General features: G+C 47.5%; 22 protein-coding genes and 1 pseudogene. 11 read left to right on the forward strand and 12 right to left on the reverse strand.

The genetic code is table 11. From position 1 onward, the window contains the following. Window positions 1-39: 39 nt before the first annotated feature. Window positions 40-1,053: a LacI family DNA-binding transcriptional regulator gene (locus AC6I8A_RS21900; RefSeq protein WP_497819168.1), complete on the reverse strand. Its 1,014-nt coding sequence runs from the start codon at window positions 1,051-1,053 to the stop codon at window positions 40-42. Window positions 1,054-1,167: 114 nt separating this feature from the next. On the opposite strand from AC6I8A_RS21900, the gene AC6I8A_RS21905 reads away from it, so the two are divergent. Beyond that, a complete protein-coding gene (locus tag AC6I8A_RS21905) occupies window positions 1,168-1,998 on the forward strand; it encodes an SDR family oxidoreductase (protein ID WP_256698619.1) in 831 nt (276 codons plus the stop codon). Window positions 1,999-2,007: 9 nt separating this feature from the next. Next, complete coding sequence (locus AC6I8A_RS21910) at window positions 2,008-3,150, forward strand: phytanoyl-CoA dioxygenase family protein (protein ID WP_497819169.1); 1,143 nt, start codon at window positions 2,008-2,010, stop codon at window positions 3,148-3,150. 158 nt (window positions 3,151-3,308) lie between these two features. On the opposite strand, the gene AC6I8A_RS21915 is transcribed toward AC6I8A_RS21910, so the two are convergent. Together AC6I8A_RS21915 and AC6I8A_RS21920 are read right to left on the reverse strand one after the other, a co-directional pair. Then, the gene (locus AC6I8A_RS21915; protein WP_497819170.1) at window positions 3,309-4,523 is read right to left on the reverse strand and encodes an MFS transporter; all 1,215 of its coding nucleotides are present in this window, start codon (window positions 4,521-4,523) and stop codon (window positions 3,309-3,311) included. An 84-nt stretch (window positions 4,524-4,607) separates the two neighbouring features. Further along, window positions 4,608-5,744: pseudogene (locus AC6I8A_RS21920) on the reverse strand (alpha/beta hydrolase). A gap of 174 nt (window positions 5,745-5,918) precedes the next feature. Here AC6I8A_RS21920 and AC6I8A_RS21925 point away from each other — a divergent pair. After that, window positions 5,919-6,803, forward strand: coding sequence for a LysR family transcriptional regulator (locus AC6I8A_RS21925; protein ID WP_265296660.1), 885 nt, complete (start codon window positions 5,919-5,921; stop codon window positions 6,801-6,803). 65 nt (window positions 6,804-6,868) lie between these two features. On the opposite strand, the gene AC6I8A_RS21930 is transcribed toward AC6I8A_RS21925, so the two are convergent. Further along, window positions 6,869-7,000 (reverse strand): ATP-binding protein, encoded by a 132-nt coding sequence (locus AC6I8A_RS21930; RefSeq protein WP_414858916.1) that lies wholly within the window; start codon window positions 6,998-7,000, stop codon window positions 6,869-6,871. A 294-nt stretch (window positions 7,001-7,294) separates the two neighbouring features. On the opposite strand from AC6I8A_RS21930, the gene AC6I8A_RS21935 reads away from it, so the two are divergent. Next, window positions 7,295-8,470 (forward strand): glycosyltransferase family 4 protein, encoded by a 1,176-nt coding sequence (locus tag AC6I8A_RS21935; protein WP_497819171.1) that lies wholly within the window; start codon window positions 7,295-7,297, stop codon window positions 8,468-8,470. A gap of 208 nt (window positions 8,471-8,678) precedes the next feature. Continuing rightward, window positions 8,679-9,584 (forward strand): alpha/beta fold hydrolase, encoded by a 906-nt coding sequence (locus AC6I8A_RS21940; protein ID WP_265296658.1) that lies wholly within the window; start codon window positions 8,679-8,681, stop codon window positions 9,582-9,584. A gap of 44 nt (window positions 9,585-9,628) precedes the next feature. On the opposite strand, the gene AC6I8A_RS21945 is transcribed toward AC6I8A_RS21940, so the two are convergent. Continuing rightward, complete coding sequence (locus AC6I8A_RS21945; RefSeq protein ID WP_497819172.1) at window positions 9,629-10,831, reverse strand: MFS transporter; 1,203 nt, start codon at window positions 10,829-10,831, stop codon at window positions 9,629-9,631. Window positions 10,832-10,895: 64 nt separating this feature from the next. On the opposite strand from AC6I8A_RS21945, the gene AC6I8A_RS21950 reads away from it, so the two are divergent. After that, window positions 10,896-11,918 carry an AraC family transcriptional regulator gene (locus tag AC6I8A_RS21950; RefSeq protein ID WP_479485535.1) on the forward strand — a complete coding sequence of 341 codons (1,023 nt, stop codon included), beginning with the start codon at window positions 10,896-10,898 and terminating at the stop codon, window positions 11,916-11,918. A 243-nt stretch (window positions 11,919-12,161) separates the two neighbouring features. Beyond that, the gene (locus AC6I8A_RS21955) at window positions 12,162-12,602 is read left to right on the forward strand and encodes a GNAT family N-acetyltransferase (RefSeq protein ID WP_265303421.1); all 441 of its coding nucleotides are present in this window, start codon (window positions 12,162-12,164) and stop codon (window positions 12,600-12,602) included. Window positions 12,603-12,735: 133 nt separating this feature from the next. Here AC6I8A_RS21955 and AC6I8A_RS21960 read toward each other — a convergent pair whose 3' ends face one another. Further along, the gene (locus AC6I8A_RS21960) at window positions 12,736-13,110 is read right to left on the reverse strand and encodes a VOC family protein (RefSeq protein WP_497819173.1); all 375 of its coding nucleotides are present in this window, start codon (window positions 13,108-13,110) and stop codon (window positions 12,736-12,738) included. Between the two features lie 355 nt (window positions 13,111-13,465). On the opposite strand from AC6I8A_RS21960, the gene AC6I8A_RS21965 reads away from it, so the two are divergent. Both AC6I8A_RS21965 and AC6I8A_RS21970 read left to right on the forward strand, forming a co-directional pair. Continuing rightward, window positions 13,466-13,813: a cupin domain-containing protein gene (locus tag AC6I8A_RS21965; RefSeq protein ID WP_179452957.1), complete on the forward strand. Its 348-nt coding sequence runs from the start codon at window positions 13,466-13,468 to the stop codon at window positions 13,811-13,813. Between the two features lie 159 nt (window positions 13,814-13,972). Beyond that, a complete protein-coding gene (locus AC6I8A_RS21970; RefSeq protein ID WP_479490923.1) occupies window positions 13,973-14,284 on the forward strand; it encodes a barstar family protein in 312 nt (103 codons plus the stop codon). A 227-nt stretch (window positions 14,285-14,511) separates the two neighbouring features. Here the strand turns inward: AC6I8A_RS21970 and AC6I8A_RS21975 are convergent, their stop codons facing one another. After that, a complete protein-coding gene (locus AC6I8A_RS21975; RefSeq protein ID WP_497819174.1) occupies window positions 14,512-15,519 on the reverse strand; it encodes a hypothetical protein in 1,008 nt (335 codons plus the stop codon). A gap of 820 nt (window positions 15,520-16,339) precedes the next feature. Continuing rightward, complete coding sequence (locus AC6I8A_RS21980; RefSeq protein ID WP_497819175.1) at window positions 16,340-17,860, reverse strand: recombinase family protein; 1,521 nt, start codon at window positions 17,858-17,860, stop codon at window positions 16,340-16,342. Between the two features lie 380 nt (window positions 17,861-18,240). Here AC6I8A_RS21980 and AC6I8A_RS21985 point away from each other — a divergent pair, with 380 nt between their 5' ends. Both AC6I8A_RS21985 and AC6I8A_RS21990 read left to right on the forward strand, forming a co-directional pair. After that, a complete protein-coding gene (locus AC6I8A_RS21985) occupies window positions 18,241-18,840 on the forward strand; it encodes an Ail/Lom family outer membrane beta-barrel protein (protein WP_277976376.1) in 600 nt (199 codons plus the stop codon). A gap of 74 nt (window positions 18,841-18,914) precedes the next feature. Next, window positions 18,915-19,523, forward strand: coding sequence for an Ail/Lom family outer membrane beta-barrel protein (locus AC6I8A_RS21990; RefSeq protein ID WP_277976377.1), 609 nt, complete (start codon window positions 18,915-18,917; stop codon window positions 19,521-19,523). A gap of 74 nt (window positions 19,524-19,597) precedes the next feature. Here the strand turns inward: AC6I8A_RS21990 and AC6I8A_RS21995 are convergent, their stop codons facing one another. Genes AC6I8A_RS21995 through AC6I8A_RS22010 form a run of 4 tightly spaced genes read right to left on the reverse strand, consistent with a single transcriptional unit; the run spans window position 19,598 to window position 23,306 of the window. Continuing rightward, on the reverse strand, window positions 19,598-20,020 hold the full coding sequence (locus AC6I8A_RS21995; RefSeq protein WP_277976378.1) for a tail fiber assembly protein: 423 nt from the start codon (window positions 20,018-20,020) through the stop codon (window positions 19,598-19,600). A gap of 17 nt (window positions 20,021-20,037) precedes the next feature. After that, the gene (locus tag AC6I8A_RS22000) at window positions 20,038-21,534 is read right to left on the reverse strand and encodes a gp53-like domain-containing protein (RefSeq protein WP_497819176.1); all 1,497 of its coding nucleotides are present in this window, start codon (window positions 21,532-21,534) and stop codon (window positions 20,038-20,040) included. After that, window positions 21,516-22,178 (reverse strand): UCP028438 family phage-derived protein, encoded by a 663-nt coding sequence (locus tag AC6I8A_RS22005; protein ID WP_497819177.1) that lies wholly within the window; start codon window positions 22,176-22,178, stop codon window positions 21,516-21,518. Before AC6I8A_RS22005 ends, AC6I8A_RS22000 begins: the two co-directional genes overlap by 19 nt. Further along, entirely contained in the window at window positions 22,179-23,306 is a 1,128-nt protein-coding gene (locus tag AC6I8A_RS22010; protein ID WP_497819178.1) for a baseplate J/gp47 family protein, read from the reverse strand. It lies immediately after the preceding gene.

Genomic DNA, 23,306 nt, shown 5'->3' on the forward strand with positions numbered 1-23,306 from the left:
GTTTGGCGTCGATATTGCCACTTAGCCATCGCTAGTGCCTCAAATATTGAACGGCGTGACGACAATAACGCGTGATGATGCCGTTTCATCTTCGGCTTCGGGCAAAAAGCCGTGAAAACGCAGGATTGCTTTAAACGCCGATCGCGCATCTTCATGAAGATCATGGTCAATCACCGCATCCATCTCTTCAGCAGCGAGTAGCCGGCGATTTTCTTCATCCAGATCATGGCCAATGAAAACGTTTACCTCGCGGTGCATCGCTGAAAAAGCCTGCAAAATGGCACCATTTCCGCCCCCCACGCTGTAAATAGATTGGATCAAGGGATCCTGTTCCAGCGCTGTGCACATCTGGGTAAAAGTGAGTGAATCGATACCGTAACCTTCACTGACAGCTTTAATCTTCAAATACGGCGCTCGCTGACTTAACGCCTGAATGAAGCCCGCCATTCGCTGCTCTTCTCCACGAAAACCCGTGCTGCTGATCACTACGGCGACCGTTTGCAGTGCAGCAGGCAGCCACCGCGACATCAGCCAGGCCGCCGTTCGACCGGCACCTTCATTATCCATGCCGACATAGCTGATGCGCTCGCTTGACGGTAAATCAGTAACGAGCGTTACCACCGGCACGTTGAGGGCCGCCAGCTCCGCAATCGTATTCTTGAGCAAAGGGTGATCGCTTGCTTTGAGCAACACGCCATAACTGTCATTGCCACAGCGGCGCAGCTCACGCTGCAGATCTTCAGGCGAGATCTCTTCAAAAATGTGGCAACGCAACGTTAGTCGGAAAGGCGCGAAGCTGTTGATTTGACTAAGCAGCGCCGCTAGCACTAACGAACTGAATCGCTCTGGCGCGTGCATCACCAGATCGATCGGTAGCGTGCGACCGCTTGCCAGGCTGGCGCGCTGCTGTAATTCCAGGTCGCGGATCGCCTGAGCAATGCGTCGGGCAGTGCGTGGACTGACACTGCCGCGTTGATGCAATGCTCTGTCGACCGTGGCTTTGCTGACGCCAGACTGTGCCGCGATTTGCTTAATGGAGAATGACCTTGCCATAAGTTGAGGTCTTTTTGAGGTTATGTCGCCGTATTGTTAATCGAATGTAATTGCTAAGGTCACTGTGAGCAAGTGGACAGACCTTACCTCACCCAAAATAACAAAGGACATGAAATGAGCCTGAGTGACAGCAGCAGATTTAAAAACAAAGTGTTCGTCGTGACCGGCGGAACACAGGGATTAGGCGCAGCCGTTGCCAGTCTTCTGGCAATTCGCGGAGCCCGGGGCATTGTGATTTGCGGTCGTAATGTTAAAGCCGGACACGAACAGGTGGATATTCTCAGTCAAACCGGTTGTGAAGTGATATTTGTTGAAGCAGATATCAGCTCGCCAGAAGCCTGCGAAAAAGTAGTGGCGACCGCAGAAAAGGCGTTTGGAACCCTGCACGGGCTGGTGAATTGCGCAGGCATGTCCGATCGCGGCACCATCCTCAACACTTCCCCGGAATTATTTGATGCGATTATGGCCGTCAACGTTCGCGCGCCTTTTTTCCTGATGCAGGCAGCGATCAAACTGATGATTGCCAAAGGCATTGAAGGCAGCATCGTCAATATCATCACCATGACTTCTCATGGCGGTCAGAGCTTCTTAACGGCATACGCCGCATCCAAAGGTGCGCTGGTCACACTGACTAAAAACGTGGCCTTCAGCGCCATGCGCAATCGCATCCGGGTAAACGGTCTGAATATTGGCTGGATGGATACGCCACACGAGCACGACATCCAGCGGCAATATCATGACGCTGATGAAAACTGGCTTCGCAACGCTGAGCAGGCGCAGCCTTTTGGTCGTCTGCTCAAGCCAGCCGAAGTCGCGCGTGGCGTCGCATTTCTCCTTTCTGAGGAGTCAGGAATGATGACGGGTGCGGTGATCGATTTCGATCAAAGTGTGGTTGGTTGTGGTGATAACGGTGGCTTCCAGCCATCACAAGCTCTGACTCTGTGAGGCAAAAAAATGAAGAATATCTACATTAACGACAGTCATATTTCGCTCGACGATTTCGCCACGATTTGCGCGCAAACCCTGCGTAAAGACGATTTCCCGCTGGCACGTTCGGCTGATAAAAATGTGCTGATCTATCATCGTGACGACCTGCTGGCGGCTGCAACAGCAGACCGTCAAAACATGCTGGCTGAACTGCATCGTGCATTGTCCAGCGGCCCCGGTGTTCTGGTGGTTCAGGGGTTATATGGCGATGTCTCAGCCGTTGATCGCAGCAGTAACGTCTTTGAGGATATCCTCGCCAGTGAAGCGGCAAACGGCGGCGGCGGCGATCACTTTGCCAAAGCGGGCAGTAACGGGCGTATCTGGAATGCACTGCAAAAAGTGGCAGAGCGGGATGCTGATGCCTTCATCGATTACTACAGCAATCCTTTGCTGGCGCTGATTTGTGAAGCCTGGGTCGGGCCGGGATATGAAATTACGGCGCAGGTCAATCAGGTGCGTCCGGGCGGCAAAGCGCAGCAGCCGCATCGCGATTACCATCTCGGTTTTCAGGTAAATGACGTCGTTGCTCGCTTCCCGCTGCCGTTACAGATCCTGTCGCAATACCTGACGCTTCAGGGCGCGGTGGCTCACAGTGACATGCCGATTGAATCAGGTCCGACGCAACTTTTGCCCTGGTCGCAGCAGTATGCCGAGGGATATCTGGCATGGCGCGATCCGCGCTTTATTGAATTCTTCCAGCAGCATGCCATTCAGTTGCCGCTGCAAAAAGGTGATGGGCTGTTCTTCAATCCGGCCCTGTTTCATGCCGCCGGCAATAATATCACGCAGGATCACGTGCGTACGGCCAATTTGCTGCAGGTCTCTTCCGCATTTGGCAAAACCATGGAGAAGGTGAATCACGTTAAAGTGATGGAAGCGATTTATCCAACCCTGCTGAGTAAAGATCTGAGCGATGAAGAATTACAGGCAATTGTGGCGGCGAGCGGTGAAGGCTACTCCTTCCCGACCAATCTGGATACCGATCCACCACTGGGAGGCCTGGTCCCCAAAACACAACAGCAGCTGTTACTGGAAGCATTACAGCAACGTTGTTCAGCGGAAGAGTTTACCCGCCAGTTAGACCAACACGAGAGTAAGAGAAAAGCCTAGGCGTGTTTTGCAAATGATGTGGCGTAATGCCCTGACGTTAGGTGTTACGCCATATCGATGAGTATGTATCTGGTCTGATGAACCGGATTAGCAATACATCTGAGCCGCTAATCCGGTAATAAGCGTTGTGCAATAGTGCCTGACTCGCTGCTGTTCTCTCAGTCGCGTACGGCGGCTTTCTTCAGTGACGTATAATCTTGACGAAATATCACAAACGTCATTGCCACCGCACCAAGCAGTAATAAACCACTCAAGCCGAAAGCACATTGCCATCCCAGTCTGTCGAATATCAGACCTCCTGCTGTTGAACCCAGCGCAATGGAGAGTTGGATGACAGCAACCATTAAGCCACCACCCGCCTCTGCATCTTCGGGCAGCGTCCGTGCGATCCATGTCCACCATCCGGTTGGCGCGGCGGTCGCAAGCATTCCCCACAGGCTTAGCAAAACGGCAACAACCCACATGCTGTGACCGAACAAGAGTAACGTTCCCGCAATCGCTGCCATAACCAGAGGTATCATGATTAATGTCGGATAAAACCTTGCGTTCAGGAAGATCGAAACAATCATGGTGCCGATAAAACCTGCTGCACCTATAGCAAGCAAAATCAACGACAAGCCAGAAGCACTCACTCTGGTCACGTTTTCCAAAAACGGCCGCACGTAGGTAAACAAGGCAAACTGCCCCATAAAGAACAGTCCGCAGGCCAGCAGCCCCGTTGCTACGGTTGAGACTCTAAATAGACGGAGTGCCGATCCCTGTGGTTTGCGTTGATTATCGCTTTCCATTGAAGGCAGGCTGATGCATTGCCAGATGAACGCCGCTATCGCCAGCGGTACGAGAGATAAAAAGGCACCCCGCGATCCAACGGTCGCCCCGAGATAGCTACCCAACGGTGCCGCGACAATCGTGGCCAATGCGTTACCGCCGTTAAAAATCGCCAGCGCGCGGGGAACCTGATGCTGCGGCACCAGCCGAATGGCCGTCGCCGCCGACATTGACCAGAATCCACCAATCACGATACCAATCAGCGCCCGCCCCAACATACAAATCGGATAGCTGGCCGCCAGCGCGACAATCATTCCTGATACCGCCATCAGAATTGTCAGCCCCAGCAGAAGATATTTACGATTCAGATCCCCGGCAATGCGGGAAATTGTCAGGCTGGTTAGCACCGCCAGCGCGCCTGAAATGGCGATGCCCTGTCCTGCCAGCCCCTCCGTGACGTGCAAATCGCTGGCAATGGGCGTCAGTAGACTTACAGGCATAAACTCAGAAGCGATCAGCACAAAAACGCAGAGCGTCATGGCAAATACGCCGCCCCAATACGCATGGATTTTATTGTGTGGAGGTTGAAGACTTACGGTAGACATTATCAATTCCCTGCGTTACATCAGACAGGTCAACGCCACCCGAGGATTACAGGTGGCATGGTAAATATGTATTATTTCAGTAAGTTAGTTTAAATTTGATTTAAAAAATTGTTCAAATTTAGCAAACGGGATCTTTCCAGCAACGTTGTCATATAAGTCCACATGGTTTGCCCCTGGAATAATTACCAGCTCTTTCTCTTTGCTCCCGATCGCTTTAAAGGCATCTTCAGCAAAATAACGTGAATGGGCTTTTTCACCGGTCACAACAAGCGCGGGGATAGTGATTTCATTTGCATAGCTCAGCAGCGGCATATTCATAAACGACAGCGGCATGGTTGCATTCCATGCGCCGGTTGAGTTAACCGAGCGCGCATGGAAACCACGCGGCATTCGGTAATAATCAAAAAACTCCATCAAAACTGGATTTGGATTAGCGGGTAACGTTTCCGGCAGAATACGCTCAGAGGCGCTGGCTTTACCGTTTTCGTCGACATAGATGTCGTGACTGCCAGCCGTGAAAGTGCCGCTCTCCGCATCCTTCCAGCGCTGCGCGTTCAGATACTGCAACACAGCACGACGATCGGAGGTGGTGTAGCGGTCTTTGCCATCGCCCACACCATGACCCATCGCGCGGCTCATGTCATACATCACGCTGGTTGCCACGGCTTTAACGCGGGTATCCATAGCGGCGTCGTTTAACGCCATGCCGCCCAGGCCACAAATACCGAGCAGCTCGATTCGGTTGCGATCCACCTCTTTTTGCAGACCCAAGAAATCAACCGCTGCACTGAAATCCTCGGTATTGATATCTGGAGACGCCACATTACGCGGTTAGCCGCCACTTTCGCCCGTGTATGAAGGATCAAACGCGAGGGTAACAAATCCCTGTTCAGCCAGCGTCTGCGCGTGCAGGCCGCTGGACTGTTCTTTGACCGCACCGAAAGGCCCGCTGACGGCCACGGCTGCCAGCTTTCGCTCACCGCGATCCTTCGGAAGATAGAGATCCCCGACTAAAGTGATGCCGTAGCGGTTCTGAAAGGTCACTTTACGGTGATCAACGTTGGTACTTTCAGGAAAGGTTTTGTCCCACTTTTTGACCAGCGAAACGGGTGCGTTCGGGTTGTTTGTATCAGCATAACTCATGGTTGTGACTCCACTAAATGATGCGCATAGCAGCAATGCAGGCATCGCGGCTGTCAGTTTTTTGGTGAAAACATTCATCAAGATCCTTCTAAAAAAAACCTAAAAGAGGCAGGTTTCATACCGACAACGCTGCTGTGCTTTATTGCAATGCGCACATTTTAGTCAGCAGTATGCGTTCTGATTAGAGGGCAATATTTGCTAAGATTGATATCAAATTGTTCTAAATGGCGATGCGGATACGAGGGCGGGATAATGGCAAAACGGGAAAACTACAACGATCTCTATTTGTTCATGCTGGTGGTGCGCGAGGGAAGTTTTACCGCCGCAGCGCAACGCCTTGGCCTGGCGCAATCAGGAATCAGTCGTTCAGTACGTGAGCTTGAAGAAAGACTGGGCGTTCAACTCATTGTTCGTACCACGCGCAGATTATCGCTCACCCATGCCGGTGAGCAGCTCTATCAAACCGTTGAGTCAGGATTCGATGCTTTAGATACGGGACTCGCTACGCTGGCCCACTATCGCCAGACGCCATCTGGTACGGTACGCATTAATGCCAGCCAGCACGCGATTGATAAAGTGCTGCTGCCGAAGCTTGCGGTGTTCAAGCAACACTACCCGGATATCAGACTGGAACTCATCAGCGAAAGTCGGTTTGTCGATATTATTGCGAAAAGATTCGATGCGGGTGTACGTCTGGGGCCAGAAGTGGGCAAGGGTATGATTGCTGTGCGCATTTCGCCCGACATGGAGATGGTCGTTGTCGGTACGCCCGAACACTTTCGTCGCTACGGCTTTCCGCAAGTTCCGGCAGATTTAGCCGTTCATCCCTGCATCGCTTACCAGTTTGGTGATGGCACCCTGTACGCATGGGAACTCAATCAGGATGGAAAAAAAATCACCCATCGGCCGCAAGGCCAATGGGTTTTTGCTGACAGCTATATGGAAGCAAAAGCCGCCGCTCTGGGTCTGGGACTGGCTTATGTCCCGAAAGAGTTGGTATCTGAGGATCTGGAACAAGGGAAACTGATCAGAGTACTGCAACGTTACAGCCAACGTCTGGAAGGTTCATTTCTCTATTATCCACATCGCAATGTGTCGCCCGCTTTGCGCGCGGTGATTGATACGCTGAGAATTTAGGGGATAAGAGCCCTAAACATCCGCAGACTCTTTTTTTTGTGTAGATCAAAAGGATTGGACAATATTTAATTAGAGGCTTTGCCAGATTTCAGGCTTATTGCACTCTTCATATAATATTTTGCTATTACCTGATAAAACAGATTGGATTCTTGCTTATTGTAAGGCAGATATCCTGTTTCATCGGTTATCAGCCACATAACTTTTTAATTAGCATTGGTACTCTCTCTACCGAAGTATTCTGGAAAGCCAGTAAAAAGATGCAAATACACGTCTTTTGTCTGCATATCCGTGCATAATTAAGCGTGTCTGAAAGCAGCAGCATAGGGCGGATTTTTATTTGGTATCAACAACCTTTGTAATCAGGACGCATACGGACCTTTTCTTAAACATCATAACTACATATAGATCGCAAATACCTATTTACCATTTTTAATTGCAAGCATATTTCAATTAATCCTGTTAATTTTTTGCACTCGCCAGCAGGGGGAAAAATGAAGATTATCGTGGGGGGTAATGGCTACCCGGAAAAGAGAAATATCATTACAGACCCTTCACATCGCTACCTGGATTACCGTCCCAGAAACATCTGGACCTGGATCAACGTTATAAGGCAGCGCTTATTGCATAAAAACAAGCTCTTTATTTTCCGCCCACTGCCCCTGATGTCTTCCGTTGATGCGGACATTATCCACCTTTTCAATGAAGTCTCTTCGGGGCCGGGCGACTGGGTGGCGACCTTTGAAACCGAACTGCCTCGTGTTCTGCCCGTTGGCGGAATACAGAAATTTGCCAACCCCGAGCTGGCGCGGGAACTCAGGTACGTCTGCTCTCCGCGCTGTAAGGGCATCATCGCTATCTCAGAAGCCACACGGCAGATTCAGCTGCGGCTGCTGGAACATTTTCCTGAAGAGCAGGCCATCATTGGGCCCAAACTGCACGTACTCCATCCTCCGCAGCCGATACTGCATAAAAAAAGCGTGGTTGTTCAGGAAGGACCGGTGACATTCACCTTCGTGGGTAATGAGTTCTATCGCAAGGGAGGTGCAGAAGTAGTGCTGGCCTTTACCCAGCTTTTAAGGGAAAACCTGATAAGTGTGAACGACGTGCGCGTAAATCTGGTTGGTGATCCTGGCAAAACGCATAATGTGGCTCACCATGCGTTCCAGGATGACGACGTTTTTAGAAAATGTGTGGAAGATAAGCTGCGTGATTGCCCGATATTCCGTCACCATACGTCGCTGACCAACGACGCGGTGCTGGCGTTAATTAAGACCTCTGATGTCGGGCTGCTACCAACCTGGCAGGAGACGTACGGCTTTTCCGTTCTGGAGATGCAGGCATGCGGCTGCCCGGTTATAACGACGAATGTCAGGGCTCTGCCAGAAATCAACCCAGAAAATGCCGGCTGGCTGATCCGCTGCCCCCTGAATCCGAAGTTAGAGCTGACGGTAGCCTCATTGAAGGACAAAACCGTTCTGAGAAATGCCATCATATCTCAGTTGAAAACCTATATATTGCAAATCATCAGCGACAGAAAAATCGTATCAGAGCGCGCCAAAAACTCACTCGCGCGCATTTGCCTGGAACACGATCCCGTGTTGTTCAGAAAGCGACTCAATGCGATATATATGGGTTTTGAGACCGACAAAGATAAAACGTTTATTTAATCGGGTGCAGTCCATATTGCTTATGGCGGGTGAATTGTTCCCTTTTATTCAACTCAGAATACTGCAGTTACCCACATTTTTGGCACGAAACTGTAAGCGGAAAATTAAAATCCTTTGTATCCATCCCTTAATAATTTTACCTTATATGATATACTCTTATGTCAGCCAAACCCGGTTTATCAGGGATAAAATATAAAGGACTACATTCATGCCTGGCGCAAATATACGTGCCACGTTCGGAGGGGCGCTTCTATTGATGTCCGTCTTAGTTTCAGCGTCAGAAACTCAGCCGATACCTGCAGTGCATTCGAACTCGCAACGCATCTCTGTAGAGACGCAAGGCGCAGGACCGGATGTCATATTGATTCCGGGGCTGGCGTCGTCTCGCGAAGTTTGGACTGATTTAGCAGCAACTTTGCGTAAAAGCCACCGAGTTCATCTTGTTGAACTTGCCGGTTTTGCAAGCACACCTGCCCTCTCCAATCCAGATGGCAAGGTCATCGCTCCGGCAGTTGACGCCATCGCTGATTACATTCAAATCCAGCACATTGAAGCACCCGCGATCATTGGCCATTCGCTTGGGGGGGAGATTGCCCTGATGATCGGGGCCCGTCATCCTGACCAGGTCAGTCGTTTGATGATCGTCGACGCCTTGCCATTCTATACGTTGATGATTGATCCCGCGGCGACCACCGAGACTGCTGCACGGCATGCCACAGCGACGCGGGATTGGCTACTGGGACAGTCGCCGGAGCAATTCAAAGAGTTTCAGAAAACATCCCTCATCCGTTTAGTGAAGACTGAGGCGATGAGACCAGCTTTGGTGACTGCGGGACTCAATTCTGATCGTAAAACAGTTGCGGATGCCGTGTATGAATTGATGATTACCGATCTGCGCCCCGAACTCGCCCGTATCAAAGCGCCGATGGAGATCGTGTACGCGTATGACGCTTTATTCGGCGTTCCTCCAGCCAGCGTGGATGCCATGTATCGTCAAGCCTATGCATCTGCATCCGATATCCATTTCACGCGCATCGATAATAGCTTTCACTTTGTCATGCTTGATCAGCCAAAACGGTTTTCCCAAGAGGTAACGTCATTCTTAAACCAATAAAGGATGTAGCTGGCCTTCATTTAAATCGTTGTTGTAGGAAATGGTCAGGTCAGCGTATCCCTCACCTTTAGTCCAATAACCAGCGCGGCAAAAAACATTATGCAACCAGCGGCGATGAAAACACCGGTTACGCCGCTGAGACCAAAAAGTAATCCTCCCAACGCAGCACCCGCAGCAATTGAGGACTGAACGGCTGCGACAACCATGCCGCCAGCGGTTTCAGCCTGATCGGGAACGGAACGCGCTACCCAGTTTGACCACGCAACGGGAACGCCACCAAATGCCATTCCCCACAACGCAACAAACAACATCAATCCTGTTTCCTTGAGTGGCAGCAAAATCATGCTTAATGCCGCCACACCAACAAGCGCTGGCATCAGTATCAGGGTAAGACGCAGGCTTTTCTCCATCAGCCACCCGGCAAGCAGCGTTCCGATAAAATTAGCGACGCCAAATCCAAGCAATATCAAAGACAAACGATCCACATCAAGTTGAACAATATTTTCAAGAGCCGGCCTAATATAGGTAAACAGCGCATACTGACCCGTATGGGCAATTACACACCCCGTCATTCCCACCGCAATGCCTGGGCGGCGGAGTAAATCCATGACAGATGCCGTTACCATCATTCGACGCGGAGCCATTGCGGGAAGGGTAAACAGCTGAAAGAGCAGAGTCAGTACGCCTACTGCGGTTGCAGCGATAAAAGCGCTACGCCAGCCATAAAGCCCACCTAAATAGCTTCCCAGCGGGATCGAAACTACGGTTCCGACAGCGATACCGCTAAAAATAACGGAGAGAGCACGCGGGACGCTTTGAGCAGGAACCAGCCGCATAGCTACAGCAGCTGCCATGCTCCAGAAGCCTCCCAGCGCGATGCCCAGCAAGATGCGCATGATTAACAAAACAGCCAGACTGGATGAAAGTGCGACAAGCAGGTTAGAGGCAATCATCAGCACGGTAAAACCCAGCAAAACAGTACGGCGATCATAATTACGCGTCAGGCGGGGAACCATCAGACCCGCAAACAGGGCCACCACAGCCGTGACGGTCACAGCCTGACCAGCGAGCGCTTCCGTCACACCGAGATCGGCGGCCATGGGTGTCAGCAGGCTGGCAGGAAGATATTCTGCTGTCAGTAAGCCAAACACCCCCATAGTCAGTGAAATCACGGCCATCCATGCGGATTCTTTGGGTTCAGAACAGGTTAAACTTGCGGATACAGCTTCAGTTGCTTCATTTCTCATAACACACTCTTTCTGGAGTAAAAAATCACAGCTCCAAGTCTAGAGTCGAGCAACTGGACGATCTATGATGTCTTACCCTGATTTTTTACCCGAAACTCCGGATATGCATGTGAATAAACATTTTGCCCTGTCATCCGAGCTCATCAGTGAATTGCTGCTGGAAATGCGCCTGCGTGGCGTGCAGTATCGTCGCTTGCAGACGGGTTCTGAGTTTGGCGTCGGTTTTAGCAACAGGCCGGGACACGCCTATTTTCATTACATCGCCGTGGGTACTGCGCTGCTTCGCACAAGTGAGGGTACGTTGCACGAACTGCACGCCGGCAGCATGGTGTTCATGCCGCAGGGTGAGGAGCATCAGCTTTTATCGGATGCCAGCTGTTCATTTCAACATATCGACACGTTCGGCTCTGCGCCATTAGGCGAGGCCGTCAGCGGAATTAACACCTGCCCGAGTTCGCATCCGACACCCAGCACGGTTCTGTTTTATGGCTGTATGGAGTTCGATCTTGGTGGAATGCAGGGCCTGGGTAAACTGATGCCGCAAGCCATCGTGGTTGAGGCAAACGAACAAATTTATCCGGGGCTGGTTCCCGTTCTGGGCGCGATGAAATCGGAAATCTGTTCCGGACGCGCAGGCTTTGCGGGCATTCTGGCACGCCTCGCAGAAGTGGCGGCGGCCATGATTGTGCGTGGATGGATCGAAAACGGTAGCGAGAACGCCGCAGGCCTGATCGCTGCGTTACGTGATCCACGACTTGCCCGCGCCATTCTGGCCATTCATCGTGATACAAGCCGGGAGTGGTCTGTTGCCGAGCTTGCTGCCCAGTCGCATGTGTCGCGTTCTGTTTTTGCTGAACGCTTCAAGTCAATCATCGGCATACCTCCCCTGCGCTATGCAAGAGAAGTGCGAATGCGCATCGCGGGTCACTGGATTACTCACGATAAGATCTCAATTGACACCGTTGCTCTACGTCTTGGCTATGCCTCGCAGGCAGCGTTTAGCAGAGCGTTCAAGCGCATCAATGGCTATCCGCCGGGCGCTATGCGTCAGCGATCAGAGAGAGGCGCTAATACTGTAAATGAGTGAATGTTATTTTTATCATATGCTGGGTTAACTTTAGGAGGCCGTTCTCTACATTAAAAACTGAGCGGTTCAATAAGTGTGTTGCATCCATCGGTTGAATTCACATCACAAAGCGGCCAAGCCCGAGGAAAACGACGTCTGCTGTGAGCGAAAAGCTGACATAATTTGCCGCCTTAAAGTGTATATTCCGTTGATTTTTTTTGACATTATTATCAAAATTATTTCGTCATACATGGAGTAAGACTAATGAGTTTCCACATAAGAACAGCTCGACTTTCTGATATCGAGGGAATGTTCGACGTCAGAACATCGGTAATCGAGAATCACCTGAGCCGTGAAGAGATGCGGCAGATGGGTATTACCGAAAGCGTGGTAGGCGATATGGTTGAAAAAAGTCTTTGCGCATGGGTTGCGACTGAAAATAATAAAATCATTGGCTTCTCCATGATATTTCCGGATGAAGGCTGTCTGTTTGCGGCCTTTGTTCTGCCTGAATATGAAGGCAAAGGAATAGGTCGCAGGCTTGTTATGCTCGCCGAGCAGGAGTTATTCCAACATCATGATATTGCCTGGTTGGAAACCGATAAGAATAGTCGCGCGGCGAAATTTTATATGCAGCTCGGTTGGGGTAATGAAACAGATCTCAATGGCACTGACATCAAATTAGAGAAATCTCGTGACGTTTAATTCACAGAATTTTCATCGATGTCCGCTCATGGCCCTAAGCGAACAACTAATTTGAACACCGTCCGCTGTGAGCGAGGAGCAGACCGTCAGGTTTGCAACTAGACGGCCAGTGGACTGGCAATAATAATTGAAATTATACCCATGTCTTATTTTGGATAACCACTCTGTATCCATCTGGGTCAACAAATGTCCTTCCGTTGATATCCCAGTAAGGGTTAAATGAGTTCGTCATGTTGAATCCGGCTTCTATCATCCTTGCACAGGCATCTATCCACGCATTTTCATGTGAATAATAAAGAACGAGTAAATCCTCCTGAGTTTGCAAAGGTTGAATGGGATGACTAAGGCAAAAGGTGAATTCAATGTGCCAGTCTAAGCCCTTCCGTCCTAACATCAGTCCATTGAAACCGTCATGATCATTGAATTCAGCTAATTTGTGTAAATCCAGTCCCTGACTATACATCAGAAAAGATCGTTCAAGATTGGAGACGGGTTTGGCAATACGCATATGAGTAAACAATTAGATGTTCTCCGCTGAAGTTTTTTTCTTGAGCGTTAAAATTCAGCTCAAGTTTACACATGATCATATTCTCAATTTATCCAGGAGAGCTTACAAAATGTCCGCTATTGACGCGAAGCTGACCTGTGCGCTGCACGGTCTGCAATGAGCGAAGAACGGACGTTACGGTCCTGCCTGGACACTGCTATAACATTTCATTCATGACGGCCAGATAGGTTGAATGATGCAGTTCGGGACTTAAAGGAATTAACAAAAAGCATAACCTATTGTGAATCTAAAGAATCTCTCGGTATAACCTTCTTAAGGTATAGAGAGACGCACACAGGTATAGAGGAGAAGGATAATGATTTCAAAGGATAATGCAGAGCATTATGTCTGGGGCGACGATTGCGACGGTTGGTATCTGTTAAACCGCCCGGACATGCTGGTTATTCATGAACAAATGCCGCCAGGCACTTTTGAAAAACGACACTTTCACTCCGTTTCAAGGCAGTTTTTCTTTGTTATTACTGGCATTCTTTCCATGGAGTTGGAAGGAGAAATTCATAATATTAAGGCTCTGCAGGGCCTGGAAATCCCACCGGGTTCAAAGCATCAAGCCAGAAATGACACTGGGTCTCCCGTAGAGTTTATTGTAATTTCGCATCCGACAACACGAGGGGATCGTTCTGACCTTCCTTCACCCTACTGACAGCTCGCGAGTATTTGCCAGTCCGCTTCTGGCACGAAGCGGTTATCTGACAGACCTGAATGTTCACTGTGAGCGAGGAGCGAAAGTTGGCAATTGTTAAAACCTATAAGGAAAAAATCACTTACATTTTCTTGTTTATTTATGGGTAGAAAGTCAAAAGTGAGTGAACAGAAAATGAGTGTTGGTCATTTGTATTTGGATGGAACGCGCATCCTATCTGAAAAGGAATTTCATTCCATTATTTCTGCATTGTTAGACTTTGGACCTTACTATGGCAAAAATCTTGATGCATTGTGGGATCGCCTTAGCACAGATGTTGAAAGGCCGGTAAAAATAATATGGTTAAATTCCGAGCTATCCAAGCTAAGGCTTGGAAGTTATTTTGACAAAATTATCGCGATTTTTGAGAGGGTAAAATTGCAAGATCTGAATTCAAATTGGGAAGAAAAATTCGATTATGTACTGAAATAATCCATACCAGATGGACATTGGCCTGCTCCCCTTAAGCCAATGTAAGGCGGACTTAACCATTTCCGCTTCTGGCACAAAGCTGCCTGTTGCAAGGGGCTGATGTCAGCGGTGAGCGTGGAGCGGGAGTAAGCAATCATTCTCACAGATGTTGGCGGATGCACCTATAGCAAATAATATGTGTTATCGCTTAATTGGCCACAGGCACACCAATGTATGTATGTGAATGGTCAGTTTCGTTTTTTTAAGTCGGCTAATGCATATCTTCCGCGTTCCGCTACTGACGGCGACCTGTCTGAAGCCAATATATTTGCCAGGTTAAATGCTTCATCACCAATGTTATCCAATTCTTTTATGAGCATTTCGCCAGCTATACGCCGAACCATTGGCGAGCGGTCGATTGTTGCCATTCTCAAAGTATCAATAAAGGGCCGAGTTGTAGGTATTATTCGTTCTTTTAAAGCAGGAATGCGCCGCTGTAAGCCGTATATTTTGTCAATCCACTGCCATGTCAGCCCTTCAGCCCAAATAAATTTACTTTCAAACTGGCAACGATACGCTTTGGCTCGCAGGGAGGGTTGAATTGATTTTTCTGAAATTTCAGCTAAAAATTCATCCAGCGCTGTTGTGCGCCCTATCTGCCCAAATATAGTAGCGACAGGCCCTGAAGAGGATGTTAGAAGCCGTTTTTTTAAAGCATTAGTCACCTTCTCCATCAAAATAATTTTCATGAGCACCTCTTTCTCGATATCTTCCATTCTCCCCCAGGAATGCCAGTAGGGAAGAGTTAAAAATAAGACATCAACAATAAACTCAGGATCAGATTCTTCAGCAATCAATGGCAAAGCATCACGGGCTGCAGCTCTTACTTGCGGAACCCAGTCATTTAGCTTCCGAACAACCAAAGCTAATAAAAAACTATTTGGTGCCCCGCCAGATAGTGTCTTTAGCGCTCTTTCGCGTCTGAAACCATCAGTGCTACATATGTCTATCCATCTAAGTGAACCTACTTGCTGGAAATTATTATCATTTTGCTTCTGAGTATACTTTCGAAGTGAATGGAAAGCTTCAGCTCGAATTAATCGTTCCCAATCATCGAGGCCTTTTAAGGGTAACTTTGAGGTGGTCGCGATGAATTTTGATATATCAGGCCTTATTCTTTGATATAATATATCGAAAGTGAGTGATTTTTTTATTGATGCAATTATTCCTTGCTGAAGGCTATCCTGCGGCAACATGAACCAGTTTCCTTTATAAGATTTTATAGGCTTAAACCTCTTTTAAAGTGATAACATTCTAAAGTCAAGAATCATGTATCTACTAATTTTTTCTTTATATATGGCTCCCCGATTAAAAGGGGACCAAATTCGAAAAATAATAGACTGCACAAGCAGAGTCAGTCTTGAGCTTCCAGACCATGCGTCCGGTTCTGGCACTAAGCAGCCTTCCACACTTTATTTGATATGCCATCTAACAAGAACACCCGGGCTCAAAGGCAGATTATTTTTTAACCAGTTTTGCAGAAGAGTTTTGCTGGAGTTTTGCAGAAGACCTCTGAAGGAGATTTTCACCGACCAGGCTCATTATCGATGCCAGCACCCTGCCCGGCACGTCATAGCGATCGCCGCCACATCTCTGGCATTTTTCACTGGAAAGTGCCGCTTTTCGCCACTATTATCAGCTCACTTATTCACCCACTGATAACTAAGGAGGATTACTATGCCATCGTGTGAATTGTTTATTTACTCACACTTCTAAAGGATTTAAATATTGATATAACTCACTGTATTTAAAGGATAATAAATCATTTAAAACTTAAGTTCTGGATGCTTTTTGTTGATTTTTTATTGCTAAGATATCAAGACGTTACTTATCATTTTGCAGAAACCAAAAAAGTTACTATGCAACCTTCCCACTCTCATAGTGACTTAACCTAGAACCTAAACTTGACTTATTTAATGACTCACAAATTAAGAATGATTTAGCCCTTTATTTTCATTAAGACATTAAAATTCTCTCTATGTTATTTTTTAAATAAATCTCTAATGGTGTGGCTTATCAGAGAATGATTTCAGTCTGTTCTAAATAAGCCATTGCATCTAGTATAGATGACCAGCCGGTAGACTTTGTGAGGGGATAATTCAGAACTTTCATCCCGTTATGCAGATAGATATCACAGGTTTTTGACTTTCCGTCAATTTTAATATCCTGAATTATTCTTCGAGCTATTAATTGATATTCCTTGCGGTCGGCTACGTTGAGCACATTTAGTGCAGAAGCAGCCTTCATATCGCGCTCAACCTGTATTTCAACCATGTCACTCTTTAACTGATTTATTTCAGCAGCAATTTCAGCTGCTCTGACTGTCAGCTCTCTGACATCCGGTGCTAGCTCTATTGCCTTAATCACGTTCTGAAGCTTACCGGTTAATTCCAATTGCCTGGCTGTCATTGAAGTTAATGCAGTTTCATTTGATAAATGCAGGTCCATTCCTGATGCACCTTTTATGACTCCAGTAATCAGGTAGCGATCGGTTAAATCTCTTCTGACCGCTTCAGTTTTACATCTGTGCTGACGCCGCATTGAGCAAACATAGTAGCCATAGCCTTTTGTGCTGATCCCCGTCAAAATAATGGCATGCCCACAACCTTTACAGTGCATCAGCCCCTTGAATATATTTATTAGATGGGGATTAAAATTAGTGTTTCTTCTGCTTTCAGGTTCGTAACTAATACGCCTAACACGCTCAAAATCTTCAATACTGATGATTGCAGGATAATAATGAGGAATGTCCTCAACATCGGGCACTGTTATGCGATATGACGGAGAAAGAACGCCAATCACAGCTTTAGATTTAACCAGTCTTTCAATTGAAGCTGAATTCCACTGAGAAACTTTTCCACGAAGATTTTTCTTACCCTGGACATTCAGTGCCTGACTGATTTTCTCAAAAGAGCGGCCGTCGAGTCTCATTTCGAAAATGGTTCTGATAATGTCTGCTCTATCTTCTATTACCTCAAAACCATCACCGGCAGCGTTTACTTTCAACCAGGAGGGGCAATGGCGAGTCATTATTTCTCCCTTTTCAGCCGCTTGTTTACGCTTTTCGGCCCATACCGAACGCTGGCGTTTAGACTTGATCTCGCTTTCTTCGTTAGCTCGCTGGGCTATCAGAATTGCTTTGATGATCGAGTAAGGGTCGTCAAGTGAATCGCGGGTATAATGCGTGCCATCAGTGAGTGTGACCACATCGATCCCCGCTTTGAGGATTGTACGGAGTCTGTCGGACGCATCACCTATTTTTTCCCTTGATAGACGATCAAGACTTTCTACAAGGAGTACACTGCCCGCTTCAATTAACTCCCGTTGCACCGCTTCCATAAATTCAGAAAATGCGCCTGAAATAGCATGCTGTCCCCTGTATGCGCTCAGCCCAAGGTCCTCGAATGTTACCGGATCAAGGTAGTAGTCAGCGTTATGTTTAAGCCATTCATCAATTAATTTCTTCTGTCTTCTGACTGAATCTCCCTGGACCTGCTGTAAAGATGAAAAACGTAGATAAGCTATAGCTCTTTTCATATTTATCTCCATATCCTCTCAGCTTTAGATTACATGTGGCACTTCAGAATATTATGTTTGGCGATTGACTGAACAATATCGGGATTATATCTCAATAAAATGACCGTTATTGTGACGATGATATAGGCCATTAAATCCGCGTCAACCTACATGAGAGATGTTTAAAACCCCCATATAAAACACGACATCCCGAGCAACTAATACAAAAGTAGAAAATAAGCCATGCGAATACATTAATCTGCTGACAACATCTTACTATATAGGTTGTGTTAGAACTCACGCAAACCATAAATATTCATTTTTATGACTAAAAATATCTGTAACCTCTCTGCTGATTAAGGCGATCTCCTTAATCAAAAAACTAACACAGGGCAATAGAGATGCACAGTAAAATAAAATGCGCTTTTTTAATCTTGGCCTCAATTACAAGTGGGGCAGCCATTGCTTCACCTGTTGATTACAATGTTAATGCAAACAGAACGACCATCTCCATGGGCTATTCACAAGGGGAACTTCGTGACTTCGGTTCTCTCTATGGGGGGAATCTAACGGTTCAGTATGAACCCGATTTACCCGTAGGAATCATGGGTTCAGTGACAGCTCTGCGGTCAGACCTGGACGTAATAACTAACGGTATTAGAAAACATAAAGGATCATCATCAACAAAACCAGGCAACAGTGCTGAATATTACTCTGCGATGTTTGGTCCAACTCTGCGTTTAAATGAATCCATTAGCATTTATGCACTGGCTGGTATATCGCATAGCAAAATCGATAAAACCTCAGCCGCTAACTTAAGTAGTAATAAAACTTCCTCCGCCAGCTTTAACACTAACCGATTCGCTTACGGCTTTGGCATGACTGCTAATATTACCGACAATTTAAGTCTCAATATGGGGTATGAAGGTTCAAGAGTCAGGTTTGATGAAAAATTACATCCCATCAATGCTGTTATGCTGAGTGTTGGCTATCGTTTCTGATCAAATACGCCCCCTCAATATACGTAAGGGGGCTTTTAATATTCATATCTGATTGAATTACTGCGGAACTATAAATGAAAAATAAATTAATCAAAATAATCACCGCACTATCCTGTATTTTTTGCATGAATGCAAAAGCCTTGTATATACCAGACCGTGCCACAATGTTATTTGGTTATGAGCACGGATCCATTGAGGGTTACGGCAGCCTTCATGGACCAAACTTTAAAATGATCTACGAGCCCGAGAGCATGTTCGGTATTGTTGGATCTTTGACGGCCTTAAAGAATTTTTGGGATGACACAGATGAGTTTCACAATGAGAAGGACATCAATGGCAGACGTATCAGGGTCAAGACTGATAAAAAAGCCACACAAGACACGGAGTATTATTCTGCCATGTTTGGCCCATCCTTACGCATAAACGATCTTTTGACTGTTTATGGCGCTTTTGGATTATATCATTTGAGAATGGATAAGCCCCTTCTACATGATAAGGTCACGAATAAAGCGGTAAGAAATGGTTCCCACTCTTTCAATAATGTTGCATTTGGTGCCGGCGTTATCCTGAATGTTACTGATACGCTCACACTTGCAGCAGGATATGAAGGGGCACCAGCAGAGAAAAATCAGGATTACAATAGCCTGAACGCTGCATCACTGAGTGTGGGTTATCATTTTTAAACAATTCCTGCCTCAAAGCATTGAGCTGATAAAATCAGCTCTCTCAGCTAGAATTGCCGCAGCTTAATCATCTTTTACACTGGAACATCTGGCCAGCGAATGGAACTAACATTTCCCGGTTCGATGCGGTATACATCAGCAAGATACTTTTTCCATGACATAAGTCTCTGAGTTTCTTCACTCGTTAATGCACAAATTTCTTCAATAATCTTTAACTGGCGAATTTCGGTGTCAGCCGTCATTAACATCGCATTTCTTATATTTACGGCTTCCGCTATACGCTCCTGTTCGGTAGGTTCTGGAGCATCAATCCAGCAAGGCATACCGTGTTCATCAGCACCACGAATTTTTCCCTTTGGAGGCTGGCCACAGTGATTCAGCCAGAGCACTTCTGATATGCTTTTAACATCTTCACTCCATGAAGCATTTTGAATATATACCGCCTTCTCATCAAGGTCGTAGAAAGCTTTCGTTTTTGCACTGAATCCAATATTCATATCATTCCCCCCTACTTTTAGTGGCCAAATGCAACCCAATAGAATTCGGTTTCACCTGAACCCGCGACCAGCTCAAAGTGTGAGTTGTCTATCACGTTGACATAAGGATTCTCGACACTTTTTTTGTGCTTTTTGTTTAAGGAAAACTGGACATTGAGGCATTGAGAAGGAAAAACGATGTGAAATGCGACGCGGGTTGTCTGGCCGGAACGCTCTATTCTTCCCCCCTGAATAATGAGTCTCTTGTTGGTTGATTTGTAATACCAGGCCCCCGAATTTCCAGTGGTTTTAGGCAACAGTCCTTTAATCCACTTTTTAAGACTCCCATCCCACTGTTTACCTTTCAAGTCACCTTCATCAGTCAGCTCGGCCTCTCCTACAAGCAAATTTTTGTCGACCTTCAAAATCCCTTCCACGACAACATCTCCGCCAATATTGCCTCCAGCACAGGAATAGAATTTTTTATCTGACTCCACTTTGCTGTAACTGCTAATAGCGGAACAATGAATCCATACATTCAACGCGCTGTTCCACTCCACTTCCACAATCTGTCCTTCAGTAACGTCTCCAGGCTGCAATTGTTGATGCTCATTAGTCAATATGCTGGTTGCCGGCAGATGCCCCACCGCCAATGATGAGGGTCCCGTATTGGTATTACTAGCCCGGAAACGTAAACGCATACTGTCACTGAGCTGCCTCACGGCGGGATGAATCAAAAGCTGGTATTGATTGGCGGTTCCGGTGTCTTCTCCGTAAGTCAAACTGCCCTGCTGAATCGCACTGATGAAGCCGTCATGTGGCAGGAATGGTGCGCCATCCGCATGACGGATATGACCTGCAGTTACTACATGATCTCCAAAGTGCACCGTTACAACCCATGCAGATATATAGCCGGCATCGGGGGACGGTGTCATCTGTTTACCTGTGGCTGCTGCAATGCCGGCTTTTAACGCAACGTGACAGACACCCGAACGGGTCGTACTTTGCGCAGCTCCTGTATTGTCAGGCCCACTATACGCGATGGCCGGATTGGCTGCGTTATAGTAGGGCAACACTGTTGGGCCCGTATCCACTTCGCTATACGTAACCTGAATCAGGTAGTTGATACTCTCCCCCTCCGTAACGGGAGCCTTGAGCGTGAATGACGTTGGGGTCATGAACAGCCCCTGCTTTAGGATGCTGCTCGTCGTGTCTGGCGCCAGCGAGGAATAGGCCGAATCATCGATGCTCTGAAGAGCATATATCTGCCCTTGCCCCACGTTGATCATCATTGATTCTGGAACACCAGGCGTGCATTCAAGTCCGCAGAGGCAGGTATTTTGACCCATGATGGCAGCGGCTAGTTTGGCCAGGCCTACCATTGCAAATTTGTTAGTATTTAACAGGTCCGTTTCGAGCGGAATTTGCCCTGGATAAACAATCTGACGATCCATAATAATTCCCAAAATAAAGGCCACCGTGAAAGTGGCCAGCAAAAAGTTTAGTAAATGAGGGATTAATGCAGCCTGACCCACACGGTGGTGCCTTCGACTTTCACTGCAGCCACCGCAGCGTATATTTGTGCATCGCTCAGCTCACCCCGTAACTTGTCCAGTGAAACGTATTGCCCGTACGAAGGCGTACCGTATCCGGATGAATTACTGCCATAACCTGTAATGTAGGGCAAACCCGAGATTTTGCCCCTGCGTGCAACGACGAATGCCTGATAAGGCGTCAGTAATGAACCGTATCCGCCGGCCATTCTGTAACCTAATGCTGGCCCGCCATATGAACCGGTATCTTCTGGTCTTTGAGGTTCAAAGACCGTGGGTGTGTTGCCTGTCAGCTCATTCAGGACGCTTATAATTGCCTGCCGCGTTCCGCGTTCGCGCAAGAGTTCACTCCGTATCCGTTTACGAAAAGCGTCATCGGGCATCTCTAACGGACGTTGAAGAGTATCGCCAAAAAAGTCATACGCAGTCATATCGAGCCAGCCATCAGTGGCGGTTGAGATTCGTGTTTGCTTTTGGGCATAGCGATACAATTCATGGCACCATGCAAGTGTACGGGCTGCTGCCACCAGCACACCGGTGAGCAGCGGGCTGGTATTGGCAAACCAGCCCGCAGGCAGCAGAGCATGAAGTCTCACATAGATATCGTTCTGATCCCCTGAAGTCATTTAACTCACCACAATTTTGCCAGGACGAATTACCTCTTTTGGGGAAGCGGCCAGGTCTGCTGTATCTGCATTCAGACTTAATGAAGTGACGTTAGTGACCAGTGGGCTGGCGGCATATGCCACCCTGATAATTTGGGTGTATGAGAGAAGCTGACCAATATGAAGATTTGCGATGTATTCGGTAATTCTCTTTTTAATCTGTTCAATGACTTTTACGTCATGCTCCCGATTTTTAGTTGCAACAGAAATAACAACATCAACTGTAATTACCATTGGACAGAAGACCCCGAAATTAATTGTGAAACCACGAACTGCATCAATAGACCTGAATACCTGTTCACGGAATTCTTTATCATTTTGACCGCTCGAATTCTCCACTACAGCGTAAAAATAACCCGGTTTAGGCGTACCATCCCAGGCAAGGTTTTCTGTCAGAGTAAAACTGGTCACTTCGGAGTAACTGCTGATTGCATACTCCAAAGCCCCTTTTGTGGCTTTAGACAAAGACGCTATCCACGTAATAAATCGCTTACGGAATTCGTCATCAGACTCTGCATCTTTACCATTCACAAATATGGTGTTGTTGGTCACCGTATCAACGTACGGTATAGAGCCTGTAATGATACTAACCATACCTTTTTGCACATTGCCCGATGCACCTGCAGCTGAAGCCCGGACAGGCACAGTCAGGCTGCTGGCCCCTGCCTCGAAAATATATCCCGAAAGCTCTGCATCCCAGGCTTTATTATCCATTGGAGCAATCACGGTATAACTCTGGCTTCCGTCAATCGTGGATACCAGTGTTCCCAAAGGGATTAATGCCTCATGTGTTGCCGTGAACCGGCTAAATACAACCTGTCCGGTTGCCTGTACGGCAGAAAGCCGCCTTAATCCAAAATCCGCCATCCAACTGTCGAGATCTTCGCCTGAGCAGGTTGCCGCGCGCGTTGTCACCAGCAGTTTCACGATTAATTGCTGTATCCACATGGCCACACCGGCATTCGACTCGGCCAGCGATCGGAGAATGCTGCCGATAGAGAAGTCCACCAGCTTCTGCGCTCGCGACTGCACAGCAGTAACCTGGCCGCTTACCAGTTCAGTGAAAGATTTGATGTTGAATGCGGTCAT

This window comes from Pantoea sp. X-Soil-ISGK-275 (genome assembly GCF_059730795.1).